This is a genomic window from Streptomyces sp. NPDC104381, from assembly GCF_055583745.1.
The window spans coordinates 218,287-239,608 of the sequence record NZ_JBVJNK010000009.1 but is presented as its reverse complement, the minus strand read 5'-3'; the positions used below and the strand labels follow the sequence as shown (position 1 = coordinate 239,608).

The 21,322-nt window shown below is 69.4% G+C and carries 23 protein-coding genes; 11 read left to right on the top strand and 12 right to left on the bottom strand.

All coding sequences use genetic code 11. The features are described from left to right. Positions 1–81: 81 nt before the first annotated feature. Complete coding sequence (locus tag ACZ607_RS30090) at positions 82–414, bottom strand: DUF6412 domain-containing protein (RefSeq protein ID WP_099172798.1); 333 nt, start codon at positions 412–414, stop codon at positions 82–84. 44 nt (positions 415–458) lie between these two features. Further along, the gene (locus ACZ607_RS30085) at positions 459–992 is read right to left on the bottom strand and encodes a winged helix-turn-helix transcriptional regulator (RefSeq protein WP_469739853.1); all 534 of its coding nucleotides are present in this window, start codon (positions 990–992) and stop codon (positions 459–461) included. 127 nt (positions 993–1,119) lie between these two features. Between ACZ607_RS30085 and ACZ607_RS30080 the strand changes: the two genes are divergently transcribed. From ACZ607_RS30080 to ACZ607_RS30070, 3 genes are all read left to right on the top strand, one after another. Next, positions 1,120–2,514 (top strand): MFS transporter, encoded by a 1,395-nt coding sequence (locus ACZ607_RS30080; RefSeq protein ID WP_469739851.1) that lies wholly within the window; start codon positions 1,120–1,122, stop codon positions 2,512–2,514. Positions 2,515–2,642: 128 nt separating this feature from the next. Next, on the top strand, positions 2,643–3,650 hold the full coding sequence (locus ACZ607_RS30075; RefSeq protein WP_469739849.1) for an SEC-C metal-binding domain-containing protein: 1,008 nt from the start codon (positions 2,643–2,645) through the stop codon (positions 3,648–3,650). A gap of 239 nt (positions 3,651–3,889) precedes the next feature. Then, positions 3,890–4,096, top strand: coding sequence for a DUF4287 domain-containing protein (locus tag ACZ607_RS30070; protein ID WP_469739847.1), 207 nt, complete (start codon positions 3,890–3,892; stop codon positions 4,094–4,096). 8 nt (positions 4,097–4,104) lie between these two features. On the opposite strand, the gene ACZ607_RS30065 is transcribed toward ACZ607_RS30070, so the two are convergent. Further along, positions 4,105–6,528, bottom strand: coding sequence for a SpoIIE family protein phosphatase (locus tag ACZ607_RS30065; protein ID WP_469739845.1), 2,424 nt, complete (start codon positions 6,526–6,528; stop codon positions 4,105–4,107). Between the two features lie 180 nt (positions 6,529–6,708). Further along, positions 6,709–8,271, bottom strand: a complete 1,563-nt coding sequence (locus tag ACZ607_RS30060; protein ID WP_469739843.1) for an MFS transporter — start codon at positions 8,269–8,271, stop codon at positions 6,709–6,711. A gap of 115 nt (positions 8,272–8,386) precedes the next feature. Between ACZ607_RS30060 and ACZ607_RS30055 the strand changes: the two genes are divergently transcribed. From ACZ607_RS30055 to ACZ607_RS30030, 6 genes are all read left to right on the top strand, one after another. Then, complete coding sequence (locus ACZ607_RS30055) at positions 8,387–9,304, top strand: TetR/AcrR family transcriptional regulator C-terminal domain-containing protein (protein ID WP_469739841.1); 918 nt, start codon at positions 8,387–8,389, stop codon at positions 9,302–9,304. A gap of 97 nt (positions 9,305–9,401) precedes the next feature. Beyond that, complete coding sequence (locus ACZ607_RS30050; RefSeq protein WP_469739840.1) at positions 9,402–9,845, top strand: very short patch repair endonuclease; 444 nt, start codon at positions 9,402–9,404, stop codon at positions 9,843–9,845. A 42-nt stretch (positions 9,846–9,887) separates the two neighbouring features. Next, on the top strand, positions 9,888–10,622 hold the full coding sequence (locus ACZ607_RS30045; RefSeq protein WP_469739839.1) for an HNH endonuclease: 735 nt from the start codon (positions 9,888–9,890) through the stop codon (positions 10,620–10,622). A 152-nt stretch (positions 10,623–10,774) separates the two neighbouring features. Further along, on the top strand, positions 10,775–11,584 hold the full coding sequence (locus tag ACZ607_RS30040; RefSeq protein ID WP_469739838.1) for a DUF6551 family protein: 810 nt from the start codon (positions 10,775–10,777) through the stop codon (positions 11,582–11,584). 691 nt (positions 11,585–12,275) lie between these two features. After that, entirely contained in the window at positions 12,276–13,298 is a 1,023-nt protein-coding gene (locus ACZ607_RS30035; protein WP_469739837.1) for a DUF262 domain-containing protein, read from the top strand. A 1-nt stretch (position 13,299) separates the two neighbouring features. Continuing rightward, positions 13,300–14,250: a hypothetical protein gene (locus ACZ607_RS30030; protein ID WP_469739835.1), complete on the top strand. Its 951-nt coding sequence runs from the start codon at positions 13,300–13,302 to the stop codon at positions 14,248–14,250. 287 nt (positions 14,251–14,537) lie between these two features. Here the strand turns inward: ACZ607_RS30030 and ACZ607_RS30025 are convergent, their stop codons facing one another. Beyond that, a complete protein-coding gene (locus ACZ607_RS30025; protein WP_469739833.1) occupies positions 14,538–14,729 on the bottom strand; it encodes a DUF397 domain-containing protein in 192 nt (63 codons plus the stop codon). Next, on the bottom strand, positions 14,726–15,574 hold the full coding sequence (locus ACZ607_RS30020) for a helix-turn-helix domain-containing protein (protein WP_469739831.1): 849 nt from the start codon (positions 15,572–15,574) through the stop codon (positions 14,726–14,728). The genes ACZ607_RS30025 and ACZ607_RS30020 overlap by 4 nt, the downstream gene beginning before the upstream one ends. Before the next feature lie 170 nt (positions 15,575–15,744). Here ACZ607_RS30020 and ACZ607_RS30015 point away from each other — a divergent pair, with 170 nt between their 5' ends. After that, complete coding sequence (locus ACZ607_RS30015; RefSeq protein WP_469739828.1) at positions 15,745–16,293, top strand: ATP-binding protein; 549 nt, start codon at positions 15,745–15,747, stop codon at positions 16,291–16,293. On the opposite strand, the gene ACZ607_RS30010 is transcribed toward ACZ607_RS30015, so the two are convergent. From ACZ607_RS30010 to ACZ607_RS29985, 6 genes are all read right to left on the bottom strand, one after another. Then, entirely contained in the window at positions 16,185–16,583 is a 399-nt protein-coding gene (locus tag ACZ607_RS30010; protein ID WP_469739826.1) for a VOC family protein, read from the bottom strand. The genes ACZ607_RS30015 and ACZ607_RS30010 overlap by 109 nt on opposite strands. A gap of 34 nt (positions 16,584–16,617) precedes the next feature. Beyond that, on the bottom strand, positions 16,618–16,986 hold the full coding sequence (locus tag ACZ607_RS30005; RefSeq protein ID WP_469739824.1) for a hypothetical protein: 369 nt from the start codon (positions 16,984–16,986) through the stop codon (positions 16,618–16,620). 3 nt (positions 16,987–16,989) lie between these two features. Next, positions 16,990–17,538, bottom strand: coding sequence for a DUF6313 family protein (locus tag ACZ607_RS30000; RefSeq protein ID WP_469739822.1), 549 nt, complete (start codon positions 17,536–17,538; stop codon positions 16,990–16,992). 294 nt (positions 17,539–17,832) lie between these two features. Continuing rightward, positions 17,833–18,819, bottom strand: a complete 987-nt coding sequence (locus ACZ607_RS29995) for a GNAT family N-acetyltransferase (protein WP_469739820.1) — start codon at positions 18,817–18,819, stop codon at positions 17,833–17,835. Positions 18,820–18,861: 42 nt separating this feature from the next. Then, positions 18,862–19,482, bottom strand: a complete 621-nt coding sequence (locus ACZ607_RS29990; protein ID WP_469739816.1) for a hypothetical protein — start codon at positions 19,480–19,482, stop codon at positions 18,862–18,864. Between the two features lie 46 nt (positions 19,483–19,528). Next, on the bottom strand, positions 19,529–20,491 hold the full coding sequence (locus tag ACZ607_RS29985) for a zinc-dependent alcohol dehydrogenase family protein (RefSeq protein WP_469739813.1): 963 nt from the start codon (positions 20,489–20,491) through the stop codon (positions 19,529–19,531). Positions 20,492–20,664: 173 nt separating this feature from the next. On the opposite strand from ACZ607_RS29985, the gene ACZ607_RS29980 reads away from it, so the two are divergent. Then, a complete protein-coding gene (locus ACZ607_RS29980; RefSeq protein ID WP_469739811.1) occupies positions 20,665–21,309 on the top strand; it encodes a TetR/AcrR family transcriptional regulator in 645 nt (214 codons plus the stop codon). The last annotated feature ends 13 nt before the right edge of the window (positions 21,310–21,322 follow it).

Sequence of the window (21,322 nt, the reverse complement as noted above, 5' to 3'; positions counted from 1 at the left end):
TCGTCGTGCTGGGGAGTGGGACCGGTCGGTCCGGGTACTCAGCAGGACGATCCGCGCGGAAGGTCGTGGAAGGTGAGCCCTCTACGCGGCCGTCAGGAGGGCGGCCCCGGGTGCTCGGGGCCTGGTGCGTCCCCGGGCGTCGGGGTCACGCTGCGGGAGGAAGGCGGTGCGCTTCTCCCGGTCGCGGATGGCGGTGCGCACTCTCGTACGGGGCACGGGGCCGGCGCAGCGCGCGCTGATGACGGAGCAGACGAGGAGCGCCGAGCCGGCGGCCGCGGTGGCGGCGAGCGCGACGGCGGCGGAGAGGCTGCCGCCCTCGGCGAGGAGGACCTCGGTGAGGAAGAGGACGAGGAGGGCGGCGGGGCGGAGGAGGCGGACGACCGCGCGGCGTACACGGTTCATGTCGTCGTTCATCGGCCCCTCCCCTTCGCTTCGCTGTCCGTCATGTCCTCCAGCCGTTATACACGATCGGCGTCCAGCGGCAGAAGGAGCCGCCGGGGGGCGAGCAGCGCCCGGCTGACCGGGTCCTGGGGATCGGGGTCGAGTCCGGGGCCGGGGCGCATCTCCACGTCCTCGGGCGCTACGCCGATGTTCCCGCAGGCCGGGCACTGCCCGAACGCCCCGAGTTCGGTGCCGCACTCCGCGTGGACGAAGTAACGCATGGGGAGCGTGCCCTCGGTGTGGTCGCGGCCCCAGAGGCCGAGGGAGCGCAGGGTGGGCCAGAGGGCCTTGCCCCTGTCGGTGAGGACGTACTCGTCGCGCGGGGGTGATTCCTGGTAGCGCCGCCTGGCGAGGACCCCCGCCTCGGTGAGCGCCTGGAGGCGGGCGGCGAGGACGGCGCGCGGGATGCCGAGGTGGTTGAGGAAGTCGTTGTAGCGGCGCACGCCGTAGAAGGCGTCCCGTACGACGAGGAGGGTCCAGCGCTCGCCGATCACTTCGAGCGCGCGGGCGATGGAGCACTGCTGTGCCGCGTAGTCCTTGCCGAGAGCCATGTGAACACTTTACGCCCTGGGTTCGATGAATGAACCTAAGCGTGCTAGCGTGACGCGCCTCAGTGGGTTCATTCACCGAACCTGCCCGTGCAGCCGGCTCCGGGTGGGCCGGTCCCGGAGGGACGTCATGACCCAGCAGCCCGTACGGACCCGCCTCACCCCGGAGCGGAGGCCCGGCAGCGTCCGGCCGGCGCACCGGCCCGGCGCGACCCTCGCCGTCACGAGCGCGGCCACCGCCGTCGCGCTGATGAACTACACCGCTCCGATGACGGCGCTCCCCGCCCTCTCCGCGGCCTTCGCCACCCCGCCCGCCGCCCAGGCCTGGCTGCTCAACGGGGCGCCGCTCGGGCTCGCGGTGCTGCTGCTGGTGGCGGGCAGCCTCGCCGACGACTTCGGCCGCCGCCGGCTCTTCCTGATCGGCACCCTCGGCCTCGGGCTCACCACCGCGCTCGGCGCCCTCACCACGGGCACCCTCGGCTTCACCCTCGCCCGGGCCGGCCAGGGTGCCGCGAGTGCGGCGATCCTGGCCTCCAGCCTCGGGCTGCTGGTCGGCGCGTACCCGGCCGGGCACACGCGGATCAGGGCGATGGGGGTGTGGGGGGCGTTCGTGAGCGCCGGGATCGCGCTCGGCCCGCTGCTGGCGAGCTCGCTCGGCACCCTGGACTGGCGGCTGACGTACCTCGCCCTGGGCCTCGGCGCTCTCGTCACCGGCGCCTTCGCCTTCCGTACGCTCACGGAGTCCCGGGCTCCCCGCGCCGGCCGCCCCGATCTGGCCGGCGCCGCCGTGCTCGGCCTGGCGATGACCGCGCTGCTGACGGCCCTGACGCTCGGCCGGGACGGCTGGCTGCGCGCCCCGGTCGGCCTGCTGCTCCTCGCGGCGGCAGCCCTGACCGCCGTGTTCGCCGCCGTGGAGCGAAGGGCGGCGGCCCCGCTGATCGACCTGGCGCTGTTCCGCAGCCGCGCCTTCCTGGCGGCGGCGGTCGGCGGCCTGTTCACCGGGCTCTCGGTGATCGGCCTGTTCAGCTATCTGCCGACCCTGCTCCAGCACGCGCTGTCGCTGTCGGCGCTCGACGCGGCCTGGCTGTTCCTGCTCTGGTCCGGTACGTCGTTCCTGGTGGCCCTCCAGTCCCGGCGGCTGACCGGCCGGGTCACGGCCGGTCACCAGCTGGCGGCCGGCTTCGCGCTCCACGCGGTGGCGATGCTGCCCATGGTGGGGATCCTGACGGGTGCCCCGGGGCCCTCGGTGTGGGCGCGTCTCGTCCCGGCCCTGATCGTCTCCGGCGCGGGCAGCGGCCTGATCAACGCGGCGCTGCCCCGGCTCGCGGTCGAGTCCGTGCCGCCGGACCGGGCGGCCATGGGGTCCGGTGCCAACAACACCGCCCGCTATCTCGGCTCCTCGGCCGGTGTGGCCGTGACGATCGCGGTGGCGACGACCCCTGCGGGCGCCGACGGCGCGGTGCTGCTCTCGGCCGGCCTGGCGCTCCTGGCCACGGCGGCCGTCCTCCTCCTGCGGCAGCGCTGAGCCCTCCCGGGGCGGCCGCGGTCTCTTCCACGGCCGCCCCGAGTGTTCTCCCCCGCGCCCTGAGGGCTTCATCACGGCTGCGGTCCACGCCCTCTCACCTCTCGCCCGAGCCGCAGTACCGTGTGGCCATGCGCCCCGACACGCCTGCCGACCACATCACCGAAGCCGAGCGCCTGCTGCGCACCGCGGCGCAGTATCCCGAGGACCACGAACCGCTGTTCCTCCAGGCCGCGGCCCACCTGGAGCTCGCCGGTGAACGCGCCCGCGCGAGCACCCTCTACGACGAGCTGCTCGCCTCCGCCGGAACCACCATCGACCAGCCGCACCTGGTCAAAGCGCTCAAAGCGGCCAATCTGTGGGAGTACGGCCATGAGGCGGAGGCCCGCGCGATCATCGACGGCATCCGCTCCGCCGGCCCGCTCGACGCGGCACCGTGGGAGATCGCCGCGGAGACGCTCGAAGCGCACGACGAGCTGGAGGCGGCCCACGACTTCTTCTCGACCGCGCTGACCCTGCTCCTCGCGCCGGGCGAGGAAGTCCCGTACGCCACCCAGTCGCTGCTGACCGGGCGGCACCGGGTGCGCAGGCTGATGGGCGTCGCCCACGACGCGTGGGACGAGCTGGCCGACACCCTGCACACGGCCGCCGTCCCCCTGGACGAGCTGCACGACCCGAAGCGCCTGTGGTCCCTCGGCTCCTCGGACCCGGGCGAGCTGCAGGCCGAGATCAACCGGCTCCGCGCCGAACTGGGCACCTACCGCAGCGCGTTGTCCCGCCCGTTCCCCGTCGCGGTGCTGCACTGGCCCGAGGACGAACTGCGCGAACTCCTCGCCGCCTACCCGGAGCTGGCCCAGGAGTACCTCTCGCACCAGGACCATCTGGCGCGCCTGGAGGCGGCGTTGCGGGACCTGCACGCCACGGGCACGCCGAATCTCGGCATCGTGACGGGCACGGTCCCCTCCTACGAGGCGTTCGCCGCGTCGGAGGCCGCGTCACCGTCCGACCCGGACCTGCTCCCCCAGTACGCCACGACGCTGGCGGCCCGGGGCCGCGCCGTCCCGTGGCCCCCGGCGCGCAGCGCGGCGTGCTGGTGCGGTTCGGGCCGTCCGTACCGCGGGTGCCACGGGGCGGGGTGACGGCGGCGCGGCCCGCCGTCGGCCGCCCTGGATGCCCGGGGTGCCCGGATCCGCCCGGATCCGCCCGGATCCGCCCGGATCCGCCCGAGGCGCCGTCTGCCCGTGAACACCCGTACGCGGCGCGCACCTCGGCCCCCGCGCACCGATCACTTTTCGGTCCGCCGGCGGTCTTGGTTCCCGAGAGGCCCACGCTGACCCGTGGGTCCGCCACGACGGAACGAAGGACGGGACACGACGACATGACCGACGCAGTGAAGGGCCCCGCGAGCTACTTCCCCTCGATCGAGAAGAAGTACGGCCGCCCGGTCACGGAGTGGAAGGAGCTCATCCGCTCCTCGCCCCTGACCAAGCACATGGAGCTCGTCTCCTGGCTGAAGACCGAGCACGGCATGGGCCACGGCCACGCCAACGCCGTCGTCGCGCACACGCTCGCCGAGGACGAGTAGGCCCGGTCTCAGGCCTCTTCGCCCTCCCCCGGCATCGCCTGCTCCGACCAGACGATCTTGCCGTCGGGCCCGTAGCGGGTGCCCCACAGCGAGGCGAGCTGGGAGATGATGAAGAGGCCCCGCCCGCCCTCGTCGACCGTACCGGCGTACTTCATGTACGGGGCGGTGGTGCTGCCGTCCCGGATCTCGCAGGTCAGCCCCCGGTCGAGGATGAGGCGCAGCTCCACCGGCGGGCTGCCGTAGCGTACGGCGTTGGTCACCAGCTCGCTGACGATCAGCTCGGTCGCGTCACCGGTGTCGCCGCCGATGTGCCAGTCCGTCAGCGTCCTGGACGTGAGGCGGCGCGCGGTGGCCGGGGCGGACGTGTCGTAGGGGAGCTCCCAGGTGGCGTACCGGTTCTCCGGCATCGCATGGGTGCGGGCCAGCAGCAGGGCCGAGCCCTGGAGGCCGAGGGAGTCGGGCAGGGCGTAGGCGACCGCGTCGCACAGCTCCCGCAGCGGCCGGTCCGGAGGTGTGAGTGCCTGGCGCAGCAAGCCCGTCCTGGGATGGGCATGGCTCTGCATCTCCTTGCTGTGGAGCACGATCAGGCTGCCCTCCCCGACCGGGAACGAGGCCGCGGCGACGGGCCCGCGTTCCTCCGAGCCGAGGGGCGGGCCCTGGGGGACGGCGACCGCGGCGCAGCCGCCGTCCGCGTCGATGACGAGGGGGGCGGAGTGCCCGGCGGAGGCCACGGTGCACGTCTCGGTGAACGGGTCGTACACGGCGTAGGCGCAGGTCGCGGTCAGTGGCTCCTGGTGCAGCGGGTCGCTCTGCGGCAGCTCGGCCCGTTCCCGCGCGAGCCGGTCCGCGGTGTCGTACAGCCTCGCGAGCAGTTCGTCCGGTTCGAGGTCGAGCGCGGCGAGGGCGTGGACGACGGTGCGCAACTGCCCCATGGTCGTGGCGGCCTGGATGCCTCCGGCGCCGACCTCCCCGACGACGAGGGCGGTACGGGCGCCGGGCAGCGCGATGGTGTCGAACCAGCTGCCCGCGCCTCCGCCGGGCAGCAGCAGGTGATCCGTCTCGACCGCGGGCTGGGGGGACGGGCGCTGCGGCAGCAGCTGGCGCTGGAGAGCGCTGGCGATGGTGTATTCGTGCACGTAGCGGCGGGCGTTGTCGATGCCGAGAGCCGTACGGGACGCCACCGCCTCCACCACGGGGATGTCCTCCTCGGTGAAGGCCTCGGAGTCGCCGGACCGGTAGAGGCTCACCAGCCCGAGGACGGCTCCGCGCAGCGTCAGCGGGGCCAGCAGGAGCGTGTGGGCTTCGGCCCGCCGGATGGATCGCGCCCGCGCGGGGTCGGCGTCGGTCCAGCCCGCGTTCTCCAGCGGGACGACGCGGGCCCGCAGGTCGGACAGGGCCCGCTGGTACGGCGTCCCGGGCGGTACGGCCCGCACGTCCCCGACCGGGTGCGCGGAGAGCGGCCCGCCGTCGTACGCGGCGCGCCGCAGGGGCACGTCCCGGCCGAGCGGCCCGGGCTGCGGTGTCTCGCCGCGCAGGACGGCGTCGACGACCTCGACGACGCCGATGTCGGCGTAATCGGGGACGAGCGCCGCGACGAGGTCCCGGCAGGTGGCCTCGACGTCCAGCGTCCGGCCCACGCTCTCGCGCACCGCGGCGAGCGCCGCGGTGCGGGCCTGGCGGCTCACCCGCTCGGTGATGTCGATCACGGAGACGACGACCCCCAGGACGGCGCCTCGGTCACCCGGCAGCGTCCCGTGCCCCTCCTGGAGCCGGTACGCCGTCAGGGAGAGGGTGCGCCGTCCGCCGGCCACATCACCGGGGCGGGCGCGGAACGAGCACTCGACGCAGGGCACGCCGGTGCGCAGGACCTCGCGTATGTGGGCGTCGACCCGCTCCGGCTCCTGGAAGGCGCACACCTCGCGGAACGGCCGGCCGCGCAGCCGGGCGGTCTCGTCCGTGTCGGGGTCCATGGAGGAGTCACTGATCCGTAGGAGGCGGAGGTCCGGGTCGAGCACATGGATGCGTACGCGTTCCTGGGTGAACAGCACCTCCAGCAGGGCCTGCCCGATGGCGTCCCCGGGCCCGGCACCCGCGTCGTCGGTCTCCCACAGGGCCCACCCCGCCCCGGCAATCCGCTCCAGCCGCAGCCCGGGCCAGGCGTACGGCGTCCCGCCCGCCGCTCCGTCGTCCCCGTCCCCGTGCCCGCCGTGGGCGCCTCTCCCGCCGTAGGGATCCCGGTCCTCGGCGCCCCGGTCCTCGGCATCCCCGTCCTCGGAGCTCCTGTCCGCCCGCAGGGTGTCGCCGGCCAGTACGTCCGTGAGGCGCAGGCCCAGCGCGTCGGCGGTGGCGTGCCCGAAGCGCCGCTCGGCCGCCCGGCTCCAGCCGGTGACCGCTCCGGCACCGTCCACGACCAGCAGGGGCGCATCAGCCATGAGCTTCGCTCCTTCGCCCCCTCGCGGGGCCCGCGACCGGGCCTTCGCACTCGTGGACACGTACGCAACCAGCATCGGCCCGCGACCCACGGGCCGCTACCGGAGCGGGCCGCGGGCGGGCCGCTGGACGGACACCGCGGATCAGCGGGCCGGGGGCGGTCGGCGGGCGGGCGCCGCGGATCAGCGGGCCGACGCGGTGGGCCGACCGTCCGACGACGACGGTGCGGGCGGCGTGTTCCCGCCCAGCCCCCGCAGGAGACCGGCCGACAGCGCACCCGCCCCGGCCATGACGACGGCCGCGCCCACCGCCGCGATGCCCAGCCCATGGACGAAGGCGTCCCGCGCGGCCGACAGCACGGCGTCCGCCACCGCGTCCGGCAGCCCGGCCGCGACCGCCGAGGCGCCGCCCAGGGTCTCGCGTACCGCGTCGGCGTGCGGCACCCCGGCGGGCAGGGCGTCGGCCATGTCCCGGCTGTAGACGGCGGCGCCGATGGAGCCGAGGATCGCCATGCCCAGCGCCCCGCCCAGTTCCTGGCCCGATTCGAGGACGGCCGCCGCCGACCCGGCGCGGTCCGGCGGGGCCGCGCCCAGGGCGAGTTCGTTGGCGAGGGTCATGGCGGCGACCAGCCCGCCCGCGTACACGGCCCCGGCGGCGAGGGCGAACCACAGGGGCGAGTCGGTGCGCAGCTGCGACAGCCAGAGGAATCCGCACGCTGCGACGGCGAACCCGCCGCCCATCACGTACGCACGGTCGGTCCGCCGGGCGAGCGCGGCCCCGGCCGGTGCCATGACGGCCACCCCCGCGGCCGGCACCAGGCTCCACAGGGCGGCGGTGAGGGGGCTCCGGCCGAGCACGGACTGGAGGTACTGCGTGAAGAAGACGGCCATGCCCACGGTGGCGAACATCGCGAGCAGATCGGCGAGCACCGGCCCGCCGAAGGCCCGCCGCCCCACGAGCCCCAGGTCGATCAACGGGTGGTCGAGGCGCCTCTGCCGCCGCACGAAGACGACACCGAGCACCGACCCGGCGGCGACGCAGAGCGCGGTCAGGGGCTCGTACCCGTGCCGGGCCCACTCCTTGATGCCGTAGATGACCGCGAGGAGGGCGCCGAGCGAGAGAACGGCGCCGAGCAGGTCGAACCTGCCGCCCGCGACGGTCGCGGTCTCGGGCACCAGGAAGGGCACGAGCACGAGCAGCAGCACCATGGCGGGCAGATTGACGAGGAACACCGAGCCCCACCAGAAGTGTTCGAGCAGCAGCCCGCTGACGACGGGCCCCAGCGAGATCCCGGTGGTCATGACGCCCGTCCAGAGGGTCACGGCCGTCCCGCGCTGCTTCGCGTCGTGGAAGAGGTTGCGGATCAGGGCGAGGGTCGAGGGCATCAGGGCGGCCCCGCCGAGCCCCAGCAGCGCGCGTACGGCGATGAGCACCTCGGCGGAGTGCGCGTACGCGGCCGCCACCGAGGCGGCACCGAAGACGGCGGCCCCCGCGAGCACCAGGGCCCGCCGGCCGATCCGGTCGCCGAGGGCCCCCATGACGATGAGCAGCCCGGCGAGCACGAAGCCGTACATGTCGAGGATCCACAACTGCTGGGTGGCGCTGGGCTCCAGGTCCCGGCTGATGTACGGGATGGCGAAGTAGAGGACGGAGACGTCCATCGAGACGAGCAGCAGCGGCAGCATCAGGACGCCGAGGGCGGTCCATTCCTTACGGCCCGCGCGGGGACCGGGTGTGTTCTCCATGTGCAGCACGGAAGCGGGCCACGACGTACACCGCAAACAGCCCCCTAGTGCACCGGTAGGAATGCCCAGCTGGAGCGGAATCCATGGTCCTCGGTGCACTAGTACGCTGCTCCCCATGACCACGGAACCGCCCTACCTCCGTATCGCAGGGGAGATCCGCCGCCGCATCGCCTCGGGCGAGCTCGCCCCGGGCGACCCGGTGCCCTCCACCCGCCGGATCACGCAGGAGTGGGGCGTCGCGATGGCCACGGCCACGAAGGCGCTCGGCGCGCTGAACCAGGAGGGGCTGGTGCGCCCGGTGCCCGGCATCGGCACCGTGGTCGCGGAGAGCGGCCGGGAACGCGCCACACCGCAGGCCAGGCAGCCACAGCTCAGCCGCGAGCGCGTCATCCGTACGGCGATCGCGCTGGCGGACGCGGAGGGCCTGGCCGCACTCTCGATGCGACGCCTGGCGACGGAGTTCGGGACCTCCACCATGGCGCTGTACCGCCATGTCCCGAGCAAGGGCGAACTGGTCCGGCTGATGTCGGAAACGGTGTTCGGCAGCGGCCCACCCGAGCCGCGCCCCACGGGCTGGCGCCCACTGCTGGAACAAGAGGCGCGCCGGCTCTGGAAGCAGTACGCACAACACCCCTGGCTGGCCCGCGCCATGGCCGGCCTCACCCGCCCGACGGCCTCCCCGAACGCGATGCGCTACACGGACCGGATCCTGACCGCCCTGACCGGCCTCGGCCTCACCCCGGAACAGATGCTGCACATCCACCTCACGGTGCTGGGCTACGCCCAGGGCATCGCGATGGCGGTGGAACTGGAGTCGCAGGCCCGGCAGGACAGCGGGATGACGGCGGACGAGTGGATGACGGCGGTCGAACCCCGCATGGACGCGATCCAGACGACCCGGGCCTACCCGGTGCTGTCCACACTCTTCGACGACAACACCTTCGAACTGAACCTGCACACCCTCTTCGAGTTCGGGCTGGAGCGGGTGCTGGACGGGGTGGAGGTGCTGGTGGCGGGGGCGGACCGGACATGAGGCTCGAAGTGCCGATCTCGCTTCATCCTTCGGCCGCATCCACCCGATCGTCCGACCGTCGGACGCGGAGCAGGCGGACCGTAGGAGACTGGTACTGATGAGTACGGCCAAACCCTCCTCCCCCGACGTTTCCGCCCGGATGAGCCGCCAGGCACGCCGCGACACCAAGCCCGAGGTCGCGGTACGGAAGTTGCTGCATGCCGCGGGCTATCGCTTCCGGGTGAACGCGCGGGTGCCGGACATGCCACGGCGCACGATCGACATCGCCTTCACCCGGGCCAAGATCGCCGTGATGATCGACGGCTGCTTCTGGCACGGCTGCCCCGCGCACGCCACGCAGCCGAAGTCGAACGCTGAGTGGTGGCGGGAGAAGCTGGACCGGAACATGGCCAGAGATCGGGAGACGACGGAGCATCTGGCTGCGGCAGGATGGACGGTGCTGCGATTTTGGGAACATCAGTCCCCAGCCCAGGTTGCCGAGGTGATAGCTCAGGCTGTCGAGCGCTGGCGAACAGCTCGCCGGGATCTCGGACAGGCCTGAACCTCAGGCGGACGTCGATCGAGCACCGGTACGATGCCCCGCATGCGCAGCCCTTCTTGGACATGGGATGAACTACTACTGATCTGTTCGCGCCTGGTTGAGAACGATTGGCGTCAACTGCGCACCTACCAACCGGCTACGACCGAGTTGGCCGACCTGCTGCGCTCACTACCTCTCCACGACAGCTCAGTGCGCGCACTGCCCGAGTTTCGTTCTGCGGCGAGCATCAGCCGCAAAAGCGCGGACTTGATCACCAATCGTCCGGGGTATGCCCGCCAGGCGACCCGAGGGGGCCACCTCACCTCACTGATCGCAGAGGCATTCACCACGCGTGAAGGGGAGATGATGATGGCGGCTCGCGCCATCGAAGGGGGCATCGGTTCGGGAGAGCTGGCCACGATCCCGCCACAGCCGGACGAGGTCGACCCTGACGGCTACTCGGCGCAAGAAGGGCGGCTCCTGGCACGGTGGGCAATCTTTCGTGAGCGGAATCCGACGCTTCGGAATCGGAAGGTCGCAGAGGCGAAGCACCTGGGTAAGCGAATCCAGTGCGAAGTCTGTCAATTCCACTTTGCGGACAAATATGGCCCGATCGGCCAGGACTACATCGAGGTGCACCATCTGCAACCTCTGTACATCTCGGGCCCGAGAGAGACGCGCCTGCGCGATCTCGCCTTCGTATGCGCCAACTGTCATCGCATGTGCCACAGGAGCTACCTCGGCTCCCCGTGGCGCACCCCCGATTCCTTGCGTGCCATGCTCCGGATGACTAACTGAACGCTACTTCGCCACCAACTACGTCGCCCGGTCGATGAGCTGACCGCCCAACACCTCCTGCCTCGAAGATCGATGATGTGTATTCTTTGTGAAGACGCTGCATCCCTTCGGCACACCGCCACCTCCTGAGCGCAGCGTTGAAAGGCACAGCCATGGCCAAGAAGTACGCGTACGAGCTACCGAAGCACCGGGTCGAACACGGGATTTCGATCCCGATCGACGAGCTGAAGATTGACGACAAGGCTCAACGGACACTGAACGAGGCCAGAGCTCGGAGCCTGGCCAACAACCTGGTTCCGGAAGCGCTGGGGACCATCGTTGTATCGCAGCGCGCGAATGGGGATCGGTACATCGTTGATGGCATGCACCGTTGGCATGCCTCCAAACTGACCGACATACCTGAGTTGGTCGCAGAAGTCCACCACGGCCTTGACCAGCAGGAAGAAGCGGTCCTGTTTCTGATCAAGAACAGGGAGTCGAGCAAACCGACCCCCCTGGATGAGTACAAGATCGGGCTGACAGCAGGGCTGCCTCTCTTCGTAGACACCGAAGCCGCCTTGCGGCGACGCAACCTGACGATGGGTTCCACGGGTACCCAAACCGTCGGGGCAGTTGCCGGCGTGCTTCGAATCACCGACCTTTACGGCCCCGACACCCTGGAGCGCACCCTCAAGGTGGCCGAGGATGCCTGGGGGCGAACGAAGGAGACCTGGGACGGCATGCTGCTCGGTGGCATCGGAATGCTCCTCGGGCGCCACGGAGACGAAGTCGAAGACGGCGCGCTCGCCACGAAGATCGGCAAGAAGGATCCTGCCTTCCGGTGGCGAGCCAACGTCACGGCTCTCGCCTCCGCCGGAGGGACACGTCATAGCGGCACGGGGTCTCGAATCAGTACGTGCTACACACTCATGGTGACTGAGTGGAACCGGGGAAAACGGGCGGAGAACCGCATCAACACCTGACTCAAGTGACTCAAGACGTCACGGCGATCCGAAGGGCCGGCCGGCACTGCGGATCGCAACCCACCCCGAGTGCGAGCCACAGGCTCTATGGCGAGAAGAGCAACAATCACCTCTGCGGAAGACGATGAGGCATCGCGCTCATGGCTCCTGGCCTGAGCACGCCCGACAAAGGACTGGTTGGGGCCCACCCCGTGCGCCGTACCGCAGGGCGAATTGCCGCATGGAGCGGAACCACCAAGGCCCCATCACACCTCAGCTCACACCTCCAAGCGCGAGTTGAGGTGTGCGCCCCTTGGCCCCGAAGTCATACGTCACCAGCCACCAGGCCCCCCCCGAGCGGGAACACAGCCGCCAGAGCCCGCCCGAGTCATCGAGCCCAGGCCCCCCTCACCACCCCGCCTTCCATGAGGGCGCCACTCACGTCCGCGCCCGGTGAGGTACGCAGAGCGCACCCACCCTGCCCAGCCCCACCGCGCCGACCGATCAGTACCGCGGCAAACCATCATCGCCGGACTTCGTGCGATAGCTCCCAGGACCTACCGTTTGATCCTTGATGCTCCTCGAACTCAACTGGTCTGCACCGAAGCGCGATTAATGCGTAACGAAACTGTCCTGACGTCAGGATATGGCGGTATGGTCGTTCCCAGATGGAGTAATCGCCGTCTCGAACGACATCAACGAAGGTGCATGCATGAGCAGTTCAGCCACCCAGTTCAAGCGCTCAACCACCACGCAGGCCGCCGGCTGGTTTCTTGATCTGAACTCATCGGGTCGACTGGACCTGGACCCTCCCTACCAACGTCGCAGCGTCTGGAATTTGGCGTACAAGCAGTTCTTCATTGATTCCCTCATCAGAAACTACCCGGCGCCCACGATCTTCCTTCAAGTAGATGTCGCAGTGGATCGCCCGATGACTTATCGCGTAATTGACGGAAAGCAACGACTCACGGCCCTGTTTGAATTCCAGAGGGATGAATTCACCACCCCCGAGGATCTGAACGATCTCGACTTGGGCAATAAATACTACTCCGAGCTTCCGGAGGAAGTGCGAGTCTCCATCCTGGAGTACGTTTTTACAGTCGAGAACATTAAAGGCGCATCGATCGGCGAGCTGAACGACTCCTTCGACCGGTTGAATCGCAACGTGGCTCGACTTAATAAGCAAGAGCTGCGTCACGCGAAGTTCGACGGTGCCTTCATTCGCAAGGTTGAGCAGCTCGCCGAGCATCCCTTCTGGGCAGAAATCGGGCTAGTTACACCCGCTCGAATCCGAAGAATGCAGGACGTGGAGTACGTCTCTGAGATGTATGTCGTTTCAATGGATGGAATTCAGGAAGGCAAGGACTATCTGGACATCTACTACGCCGAAAACGACCGCGAGATCGCCAACGAATCAAATGCTGACGGGAAATTTATCGCAGTTCAGGATTACCTGCGGGACGTAAATCAGATAGCGTCGCTACGAACCAATCGGTTCTCCAACGTGGCAGACTTTTACTCCCTCTGGGCTGCGATAGACGAGATGCTGGAAAAGGGGAAAGCCCCGAAGCCCGAGATAGCAGCACAACGGCTGGAGAGTTTCGCTGCTGAGCTTGATCAGCAGACCACGCGACGGTCGGTAGAGTATCGAATTGCTGCAGTGCAAGGGTCGAACAAAAAGTCAAACAGGGAGCTTCGCGCCGCGCTGCTTCGTGATGTACTGGTAGGTCGATAGAGTGCGCGCCATCGTCTCCGCTTCGTTCAGAGGAATGTACAGCGAGATTAAACAATCGCTGGACGTTGGATGCGAGTGGCTACAGGCGCGCCTCAAGTCGGAACTCCACGATGCTCGCCCAGTCGCACTTCAAGTTCGGACCAAGTCTGTTGACTCCGTGTTCGCGAAACTACAGAAAGGCGACTATTCCAGCATCTGGGAGATGGAAGACCTGATTGCTGCGCGAGCGGTTTTTCTACATCCCTCAGACGTTTCGTCAGCCATCGAGGCTATCGAGGCAAAGTTCCCTACGGTCGAGGCAAAAAACGTGGAGGCCGGCAAGCCGAACGACTTTCGGTACCAGCAACCTCACCTAATCGTTGGCTTCCCTTCTGATTACCTTGACAGACACCCAGAACTCAAAGATGTCAAAATTGAGCTTCAGTTCACAACCTACATTCAACATGCGCTTCAAGAGTCCACACATGATGTAATTTACAAGGGTGAGCGATTTTCCTGGAGAGAAGCACGGCTGGACAGCCGACTCCGCGGGTTGCTTGAAATCGTTGACGATGTTCTCGCGAACATATCGAACGTGGCGCAGGTGGACGAAGACCCCCCATACGCCCTGTTCGACAAGAGAAATGGCATTATTGACGCTGCGAAAACCCTGTGGGAAACCTCGCAGCTTCCGACGGACCTGCGCAGATTCGCGATCACAGTCGAAGGCCTTATTTCGGCTTCAGGAATTACTATTGAGCAGCTGCTCGAAATGGCCAAGGTTCACACCGACCTCGTAGGGGCACTTTCTCTTACCCCTGTCGACAAAATACTTGGAATTCTCTTTCGGGAACGATTTGATGAGCTACAACGTGGCATCAAAGGAAGAAAACTTCTAATTTCTCCCGAGCTCGAGGATGCAGTTCCGGCAGCCGCGAAATGGCCTAAGGAGAAACGAGTAATTGTTTCATGATCGTAAAATTCAGGATAGGCTACGGTTACACGCCTCGCCCACTCGTGGACCTTTCAGCTCTCCGCCATACCCGACCACGCAATTCACGACCATCAGTGGAAATGGAGACGTATACGCGCCGGCCGACCCTCTTCGCGCGGCCCACTTAAGGTGCGAGGACATCTATGTCAGCGCGTGGCCGGGTACCCACTGCATCTAGCTCCGACGCACTAGAGATGGTCATGGGGTGTCCATGACCACAATCTCACTGGGACAGCGAGCGAGGAACCGGCTGTCCTGGCGCCCTTTCAGACGCGGGAGTTGGCAGCCAGCCCGGCGAACGCAGACCATGCACGCGGAGAGACGGTCAGCACGGGCCCCCGCGTATCCTTCGAGTCCCGGACCAGCACGGCTTCCGAGCGAACAGCGATCTCCACGCAGTTGCCGCCGCCGCCACCGCTGTAGCTGCTCTTGAACCACGCAAGTTCGGTGGTGCTCATAGCGCTCCTCGCATCTGCTCCAGCAGACTCGTGGTGGCTTGATGGCTCAGAGCCTGCGAGCGCATCTTGCCATAGCGCTGAAGCATCGCGCTTACGGGTTTCGGGTCGGTGATCAGCATGCTGCTGTCGTGGGCCTCGATGTATCCCACCCACTGATTCTCTCGCGTCTCGGCCAAGGAGAGCGGTCCTTCGAAGCCTGAGTGGTCCTCCTGGATCAGCGGCATGGCCTGGATCTCCACGTTCCGCAGTCGACCCACCGTGAGCAGGTGGTCGAGGAGTGCCCGAGTGACCTCGTTGCCCCCCATACGGCGTTCCAACAGGGCCTGTTCGACGATGAAGCTGAACGTGGTGTTGGGCCGCTCCATGAGGAGAAGCTGCCGCTCCAGTCGGGCGGTGACCTGGTGCTCGAACTGTTCCTCAGCGAGGGGCGGAAGGCGGCGCTCGAAGAGCGCGCGGATGTACGGCTCGGGTTGCAGCAGCCCCGAAATCACGCTGGGTTCGTACGAGTACAGCGAAATGGCGTCCTCCTCGATGGCCGCCCACTGCAGGAACCAGGACGCCAGTCCCACCTTCCGTGTCAGGCTCTTGGCCGCTGCCGCCAGCACCCGTGCCGCCGCCGGTCCCAGCACCTCCTCCGAGCGGTCGAGCAGGTCCCTGGGCGGGAATCGCTTGCCCTGCTCGATCTTGGCGATGTACGCCGCCGAGTACTGGACCCGAGGGGCGAACTGCTCCTGCGTCAGGTGTGCCTCGTCGCGCAGCGCCTTGAGTACGGCGCCGAACGTCTTGAGGCTGTCCGACGACTCCGGCTCGCCGCACTGTCCCCCGCCGCCGTTGTCCGAAGCCATGCCCGGCCACCTTTCCCCTACGCCGCACCCGCCTGCGGGACACCCGTACCGCGTGTCATCAAGGGTTACGTAAAGTGACTCCCCCAGTCCAGCGGGTGAGCCGGTACAAGTGGATCTGTATGGGCTCCGTGCCTGCCGTCGGGCACTCCGGCTCCGCCAGGCTCTGTCCCATGCCGACCCCCCGCAGCCGATCCGTCACCGCGGACCGCGTCTTCACCCAGCGCTTCTCCGCCACCCGCCGAGGTGCCCGTCTCGCGCGCCTGCTTGCCGCGCTTCAGCTTGTCGAGTGGGGGCTCCCTCGCGGGACGGCCGACCATGACGCGGTCGTGCTCGTCGTCGCCGAGCTGGCCGCGAATGCCGTCCTGCACGGCCGCGTACCCGGACGGGACTTCGCGTTGTCCCTCGCCTACGAGGGCGAGCAGGGCGCCATCCGTGTCGAGCTGTCCGATACGCACCCCGCCCGGCCCAGTCCTGCGACGCCGGCCCCCGATGAGGAACACGGCCGTGGCCTGGTCATCGTCTATGCCCTCGCCACCCGGTGGGGTGTCCGTGGCCGCGTCGGCCCGGGCAAGACGGTCTGGGCGGAGTACGCCGTGCCGGGACCGGCCCCTCAGGACGTCGACGGTCCCCCGCCGCTCGGCGCGTGGCTCAGGTCCACCACGCAGAAGATGTTGCCGTCCGGGTCGGCGAGTACGACGAAGTCGGGTTCCGGCGGGTAGAGGTCCCAGTCGACCGTCTGCGCGCCCAGCCCGATCAGGCGCTGGACCTCCGCCTGTTGTTCCTCGGCCGTGTCCGCGAAGAGGTCCAGGTGGATCCGGGGGCGCGGCTCGGCCGGGGACGCGCTGTGCATCAGGCCGAGGGCCCGGCCTGAGCCGTCCGCGTACATGAGCGTCCGCCATGTGTCGCTCGCCCAGTCCTCGGTGGCGACCAGGTTCAGCGCCTCGGTCCAGAAGGCCACTGCGCGAGGGATGTCCGTGACACCGATGACGGGGATTCCGAGTCTCAGCATGGGGCGAGCCTAGGGTCTGCCCGTGGATGATCGGTCAGCCCGCGCCGGCACCCGGGCGCGGCGTCGGGCCGCGCGGCGGGGGCTCGTCCGGTGGCCGGGGGAGGAAGGGGATCTCGTCGTCCATCAGTTCCGTACGGGACCAGGTCCGGTAGTTCGCCGGAGGGAGGTCCGCGTTCGGCCAATGCGGGTCGGCGGGCGTGTAGTCGTTCTCCGACAGGCCCGCGACCTGCAGCAGGTCCAGGAGCATGCGCTGCGTCAGCGGTTCGTCCAGGTACTCGGCGGCGTCCTCGGCCCCCCAGCGGACCACGGTTTCCGCCGCCCGGGCGATTCCCTCCACGGTGGCCGTGGGAAACGCCAGAGCGAGGGAGACCTTCACGATCTCGACGGCGTCCTCTCCTCGCACGGTCTACCGCCTCCTTTCGCAGACGATGCAGAGTCCGACCAGGGCCGCGAAAAGCAGTCCCATCTTGCTCGTGTTCTGGGCCTGGCGCAGACACTCGCGCCGGTCGAGATGCGCGTACTGCGGGGTCGACATGATGTCCCGGACGTAGACCTCCCAGTGGTCCTGCGCCCGCTTCCAGTCGTTGCGGTGGGCGACCCGGACCCAGGCGTCGACGAACTCCTGCCGGGCGTGGTTGCCGTGGAAGTAGGGCCGCAGGTCGTCGATCAGGCCCGGAGGCCTGAGCCGCTGACCCCATGTCCGCTGCCGGAAGAGCGAGTTGGCGGAGATCGACTTCACGCTGCCGATGCGCGTCGTGATCACGTGTCCGGCGAATCCACCGATGATGGCCGGGACCAGGAGCCAGCCGAGGAGGGACAGGGCCCAGAGGAGCGTGTGCTCGGGGGCCTCGATGAGCGTGAAGACCTCGTACACGCCGCTGGGGCTGCCGGCTCTGGCGGCGAAGACGTACAGCACCAGCAGGCAGAGGGCTATGGGGAGGCCCCAGTCCAGCACCCACTGGGTGACGCCCTTCAGCGCCTTTCGCGATCTCCAGGCGCGGCGTAGTCGCGCGGTGATTCCGGGCCGGCCCGGCGGCAGATTCAGGTGATTCGGGACAGGAACAGGACCGTGCACCAACGTTCGCCCCCCGGCAGGTCAGAAGTGACAGGTACGTGGTCACCGGTCACGTCACGCTCCCCCGCTGCCGCACTCGGCCGCGCCGGGGGAAGGACAGGATAAGGGGCGTGCCGCCGCCTGCGGTCCTCACATACACAGGGCGGAATCAACCGGCTTCCCGGGGCCCTCCGGTCACGTCAGCGGTCTGCGGTAGCGGACGTACTCGTTCCGGCGCTGGAAGCCCACGCTCTCGTACAGGTCGTAGGAGCGGTGCGGGTTGGCCGTGCCCGTGAAGAGCCTGGCCGTCGTCGCGCCGTGTTCGCGCAGGCTTCGCAGGCCGTCCAGCAGGAGCGCCCGGCCGATACCGAGCCGGCGGTGGTCCGTCCGGATGCTCAGCTCCTCGACCTCGCCCAGGGTGCGTTCGTGCGGGCGGAGGGAGCAGAGGGCGGCCCCCACCATGTCCTGGCCGTTCCATGCCGCCCGCCAGCAGGCCGGGTCGGCGGTGGCGGCGAAGTCCTGGTACGCCCATTCCTGGGTGAAGCCGGTGCCCGCGTACGAGTCCACCACCGTCCGCCAGGCCGCGCGGTAGTGGCTCGGCCCGATCGGTCCCGTCCGTAGCCCGGCCGGCAGTTCGGCCTCCTGCTCGGGCAACCGGGCCAGATCGGCCAGCTCCAGCTCGACCAGGCTGAAGACGCGCCGGTAGCCGGCGGTCAGCAGCAGCTCCGTGGCGTCCTGCTCGGAGGCCGTGGCGTTCGCGCCGATCACCGCCGTGCGCGCCGTTCCGTGTTGTCGGACGAGCCCGCGGATCCGTTCCTCGGCCCAGTTCAGCATCGCCGAGCCGACGCCCTGCCGTCGGTGCTCGGGCAGGAGGTAGCCGCGGTGCAGGTAGAGCCACGTGCCGTCCCGCTCCCGCCACCACCGGATCGTCGCGTAGCCGACGACTTCGCCGTCGCGCGTCACCAGGACCTGGTTCCTGGACGGCTCCTCCAGTGCTGCGGAGGCTTCGGCGATCTCTTGCGCTGTCGGGGGCCCTTCCACCACCGAACGGGCATCGGTCCCGTCCCGTACGGCGCAGCCCAGACGCACCGTGGCCATGGCGTCGTGGACTTCGTCCGCGTCTCGATAGGGGTGGAATCGGAAGCCGGACGGAACGTCCTGTCCTGGTGCGCGATCTGGCATGCCCGGATGATCCCGCACGGCGGGCCCGCCCCGCCTCCCCATTCAGCTGCCGCTCAGCGGTGACCCCCAGGCGGATTCGTGCCGGGGCCTCCGCGCGAGGTGGGCGAGCAGGCGCGCCGCCGTGTCGGGGGCGGTGTCCTGCGGTGCTCCGACGGAAACCAGTGCGGCGCCGAGCCTCGTCGACGCCGTCTCCGGTAGGTCCAGGTCGTCGAGGAGGGGGATGAGCAACAAAAGGCGCGCGGCCGGGTGCTGGACTCCCTCAGCCGTGGGGGACGGGGTGTCCGCGATACGGATCAGCTCCTGCCAGGGCAGCCCGGACCCCGAGAACTCACCGTCCCCGCTGCCCATCCGCCGCGCGACACTCCCGCCCGGGTGCGTGAGGAGGTAGTCGGTGCCGTAGTCGCCGGCCAGGTTGCGGTGGATCACCACGACGCCGGCGCCGTTCGCGGCCGGGACGCGGAACACCGGCCACCGCTCGGGGTCGAAGAGGAGCTCGGACATGGCGTCCGTATCGGCACCGTCGTCGCCGAACCACTCCGGAGAGGGCCGCGCGGCGCTCGTCCCCTCATCGCACATCGCCAGAAGGTAGTTCGACCAGAAGCCCGGGCGGGCCAGCAGCGGTTCGCCCGGGACCAGCGGGGCGTCGTATCCCTTGATCTGCACCCCGTAAGCCTGCCACCGGCTGCCCGCGCCGCCCCCGACGGCACGGTCACGGCGTCAGCACGATCCTGCCGAAGACCTCGCCCGCGTCCATCTTCCGGTGGGCCTGTACGGCCGCGTCCAGGGGCAGCACCTCGTGCACGACCGTCTCGATCTCGCCGCGGCTCGCTGCGGCGAACTGGGCGCTCCGTACGGCGTACCGCTGGGCCTCGGGGACAGTGGCCGAGCTGAAGGTGGCGAAGGACATCGACTTCTGGAACGCCGCCATGATCCTCGTGCCGAAGTCCTCGGGTGGCTGGCCCCCGACGGCGCCCACGGCCACCAAGCGGCCGTTCGGACGGAGCCTGTCGAAGAACGACGGCATGTCCTTCCCGGCCACGACGTCGATGATGACGTCGTAGCCGGCGGGGGCCCCTTCCTCTCCCCCGCCGGAACGGTCCAGCACGTGGGTCGCCCCGAGCCGGCGCAGTCTCTCCCCGCGCTCGGCCGAGGACGTGGTGACCGCCACCGCGCCGGCACCTTCGCGGGCGGCGAGCTGCACCGCCGTGATCCCGATGCTTCCGGCCGCGCCGCGTACGAGGACCGTCTCCCCTGCGGTGAAGTGGGCGTGGCGGAGGCCGAAGTGGGCCACCACACCGGAGCTGCCGAGCGTCACCGCGTCGACGGCGGACAGGCCCTCGGGGAGGGGGACGGTGTCCGTGACCGGCACGGCGGCCTGTTCGACGTAACCTCCGCCGGTGCCGGTGAACGCCCACACCCGCCGGCCGGTCCATGCGGGGTCGACGCCGTCGCCGACCGCGGTCACGGTGCCCGCCACCTCGCTGCCCGGGACGAATCCCTCCTCGAAGCCGTAGGCGGCCAGGGCCCCGCTGCGGATCACCGTGTCGACGCCGCCGACGCCGATCGCCTCGGTGGTGATCAGCACCTGCCCGGCGGCGGGCGCGGGGGCCGGCAGGTCGACGGCGACCAGGCCCTCGGGGCCGCCGTACGTCTGGATCGCGAATGCCTTCACCCGTGTCTCGTCTCCTCCACGTACTCCAGGAACGCCGGGGTGCGGTCCTGCGCGATGCCCGCCAACGGCCCTCCACCTGCGCGGTCGCCGCCGGCAGGGGAACCGGCGCGACGCGAGCTCCCTACGTCCCGGACGTTAACGGACGCCCCCGTCCGTTTGGCTAAAGTGAGAGCATGAGCGAGCGTTTGCCTCACACCCCGCGTTCCGACGCGCTGGACAACCGCGCGAGCCTCCTCGACGCGGCCCGGGCGCTGTTCTCCGCCGACGGCCTGGACGTGCCGATGCGGGAGATCGCGCGGCGCGCCGGGGTCGGGCCCGCCACCTTGTACCGGCACTTCCCGACCAAGCAGACGCTGATCGCCGAAGCCTTCGCGGACCAGTTGCACGCCTGTCGCACCATCGTCGACGAGGGGTGCGCGGACCCCGACCCATGGCGTGGTCTGCGCGGGGTGATCGAGAGGATCTGTGAGGTGCACGCCCTCGACCGGGGCTTCACCGAGGCCTTCCTGTCCACCGTGCCCGGGGGTCCGGATCTCGCGGGTCGTGCGTACACGCTCGGAGCGCTCGCGGGGCTGGCCGAGCGGGCCAAGAAGGCAGGGGGCCTGCGGCCGGACTTCGTCCTGGACGACCTCGTTCTCGTCCTCATGGCCAACAAGGGGATCCACACCAGGTCGCCCGCCACCCAGGTCGCGGCCTCCCGGCGCTTCGCGGCGCTGGCGATCCAGGCGTTCGCGGCCGATCCCGAGCGGGTACCGCTGCCCCCGGCGCCCCGGCTGGCGTCTGCGGCGAACAAACCAGCTGCGGGGAGCAGTTCGTGAGGCGGCGCAGCGG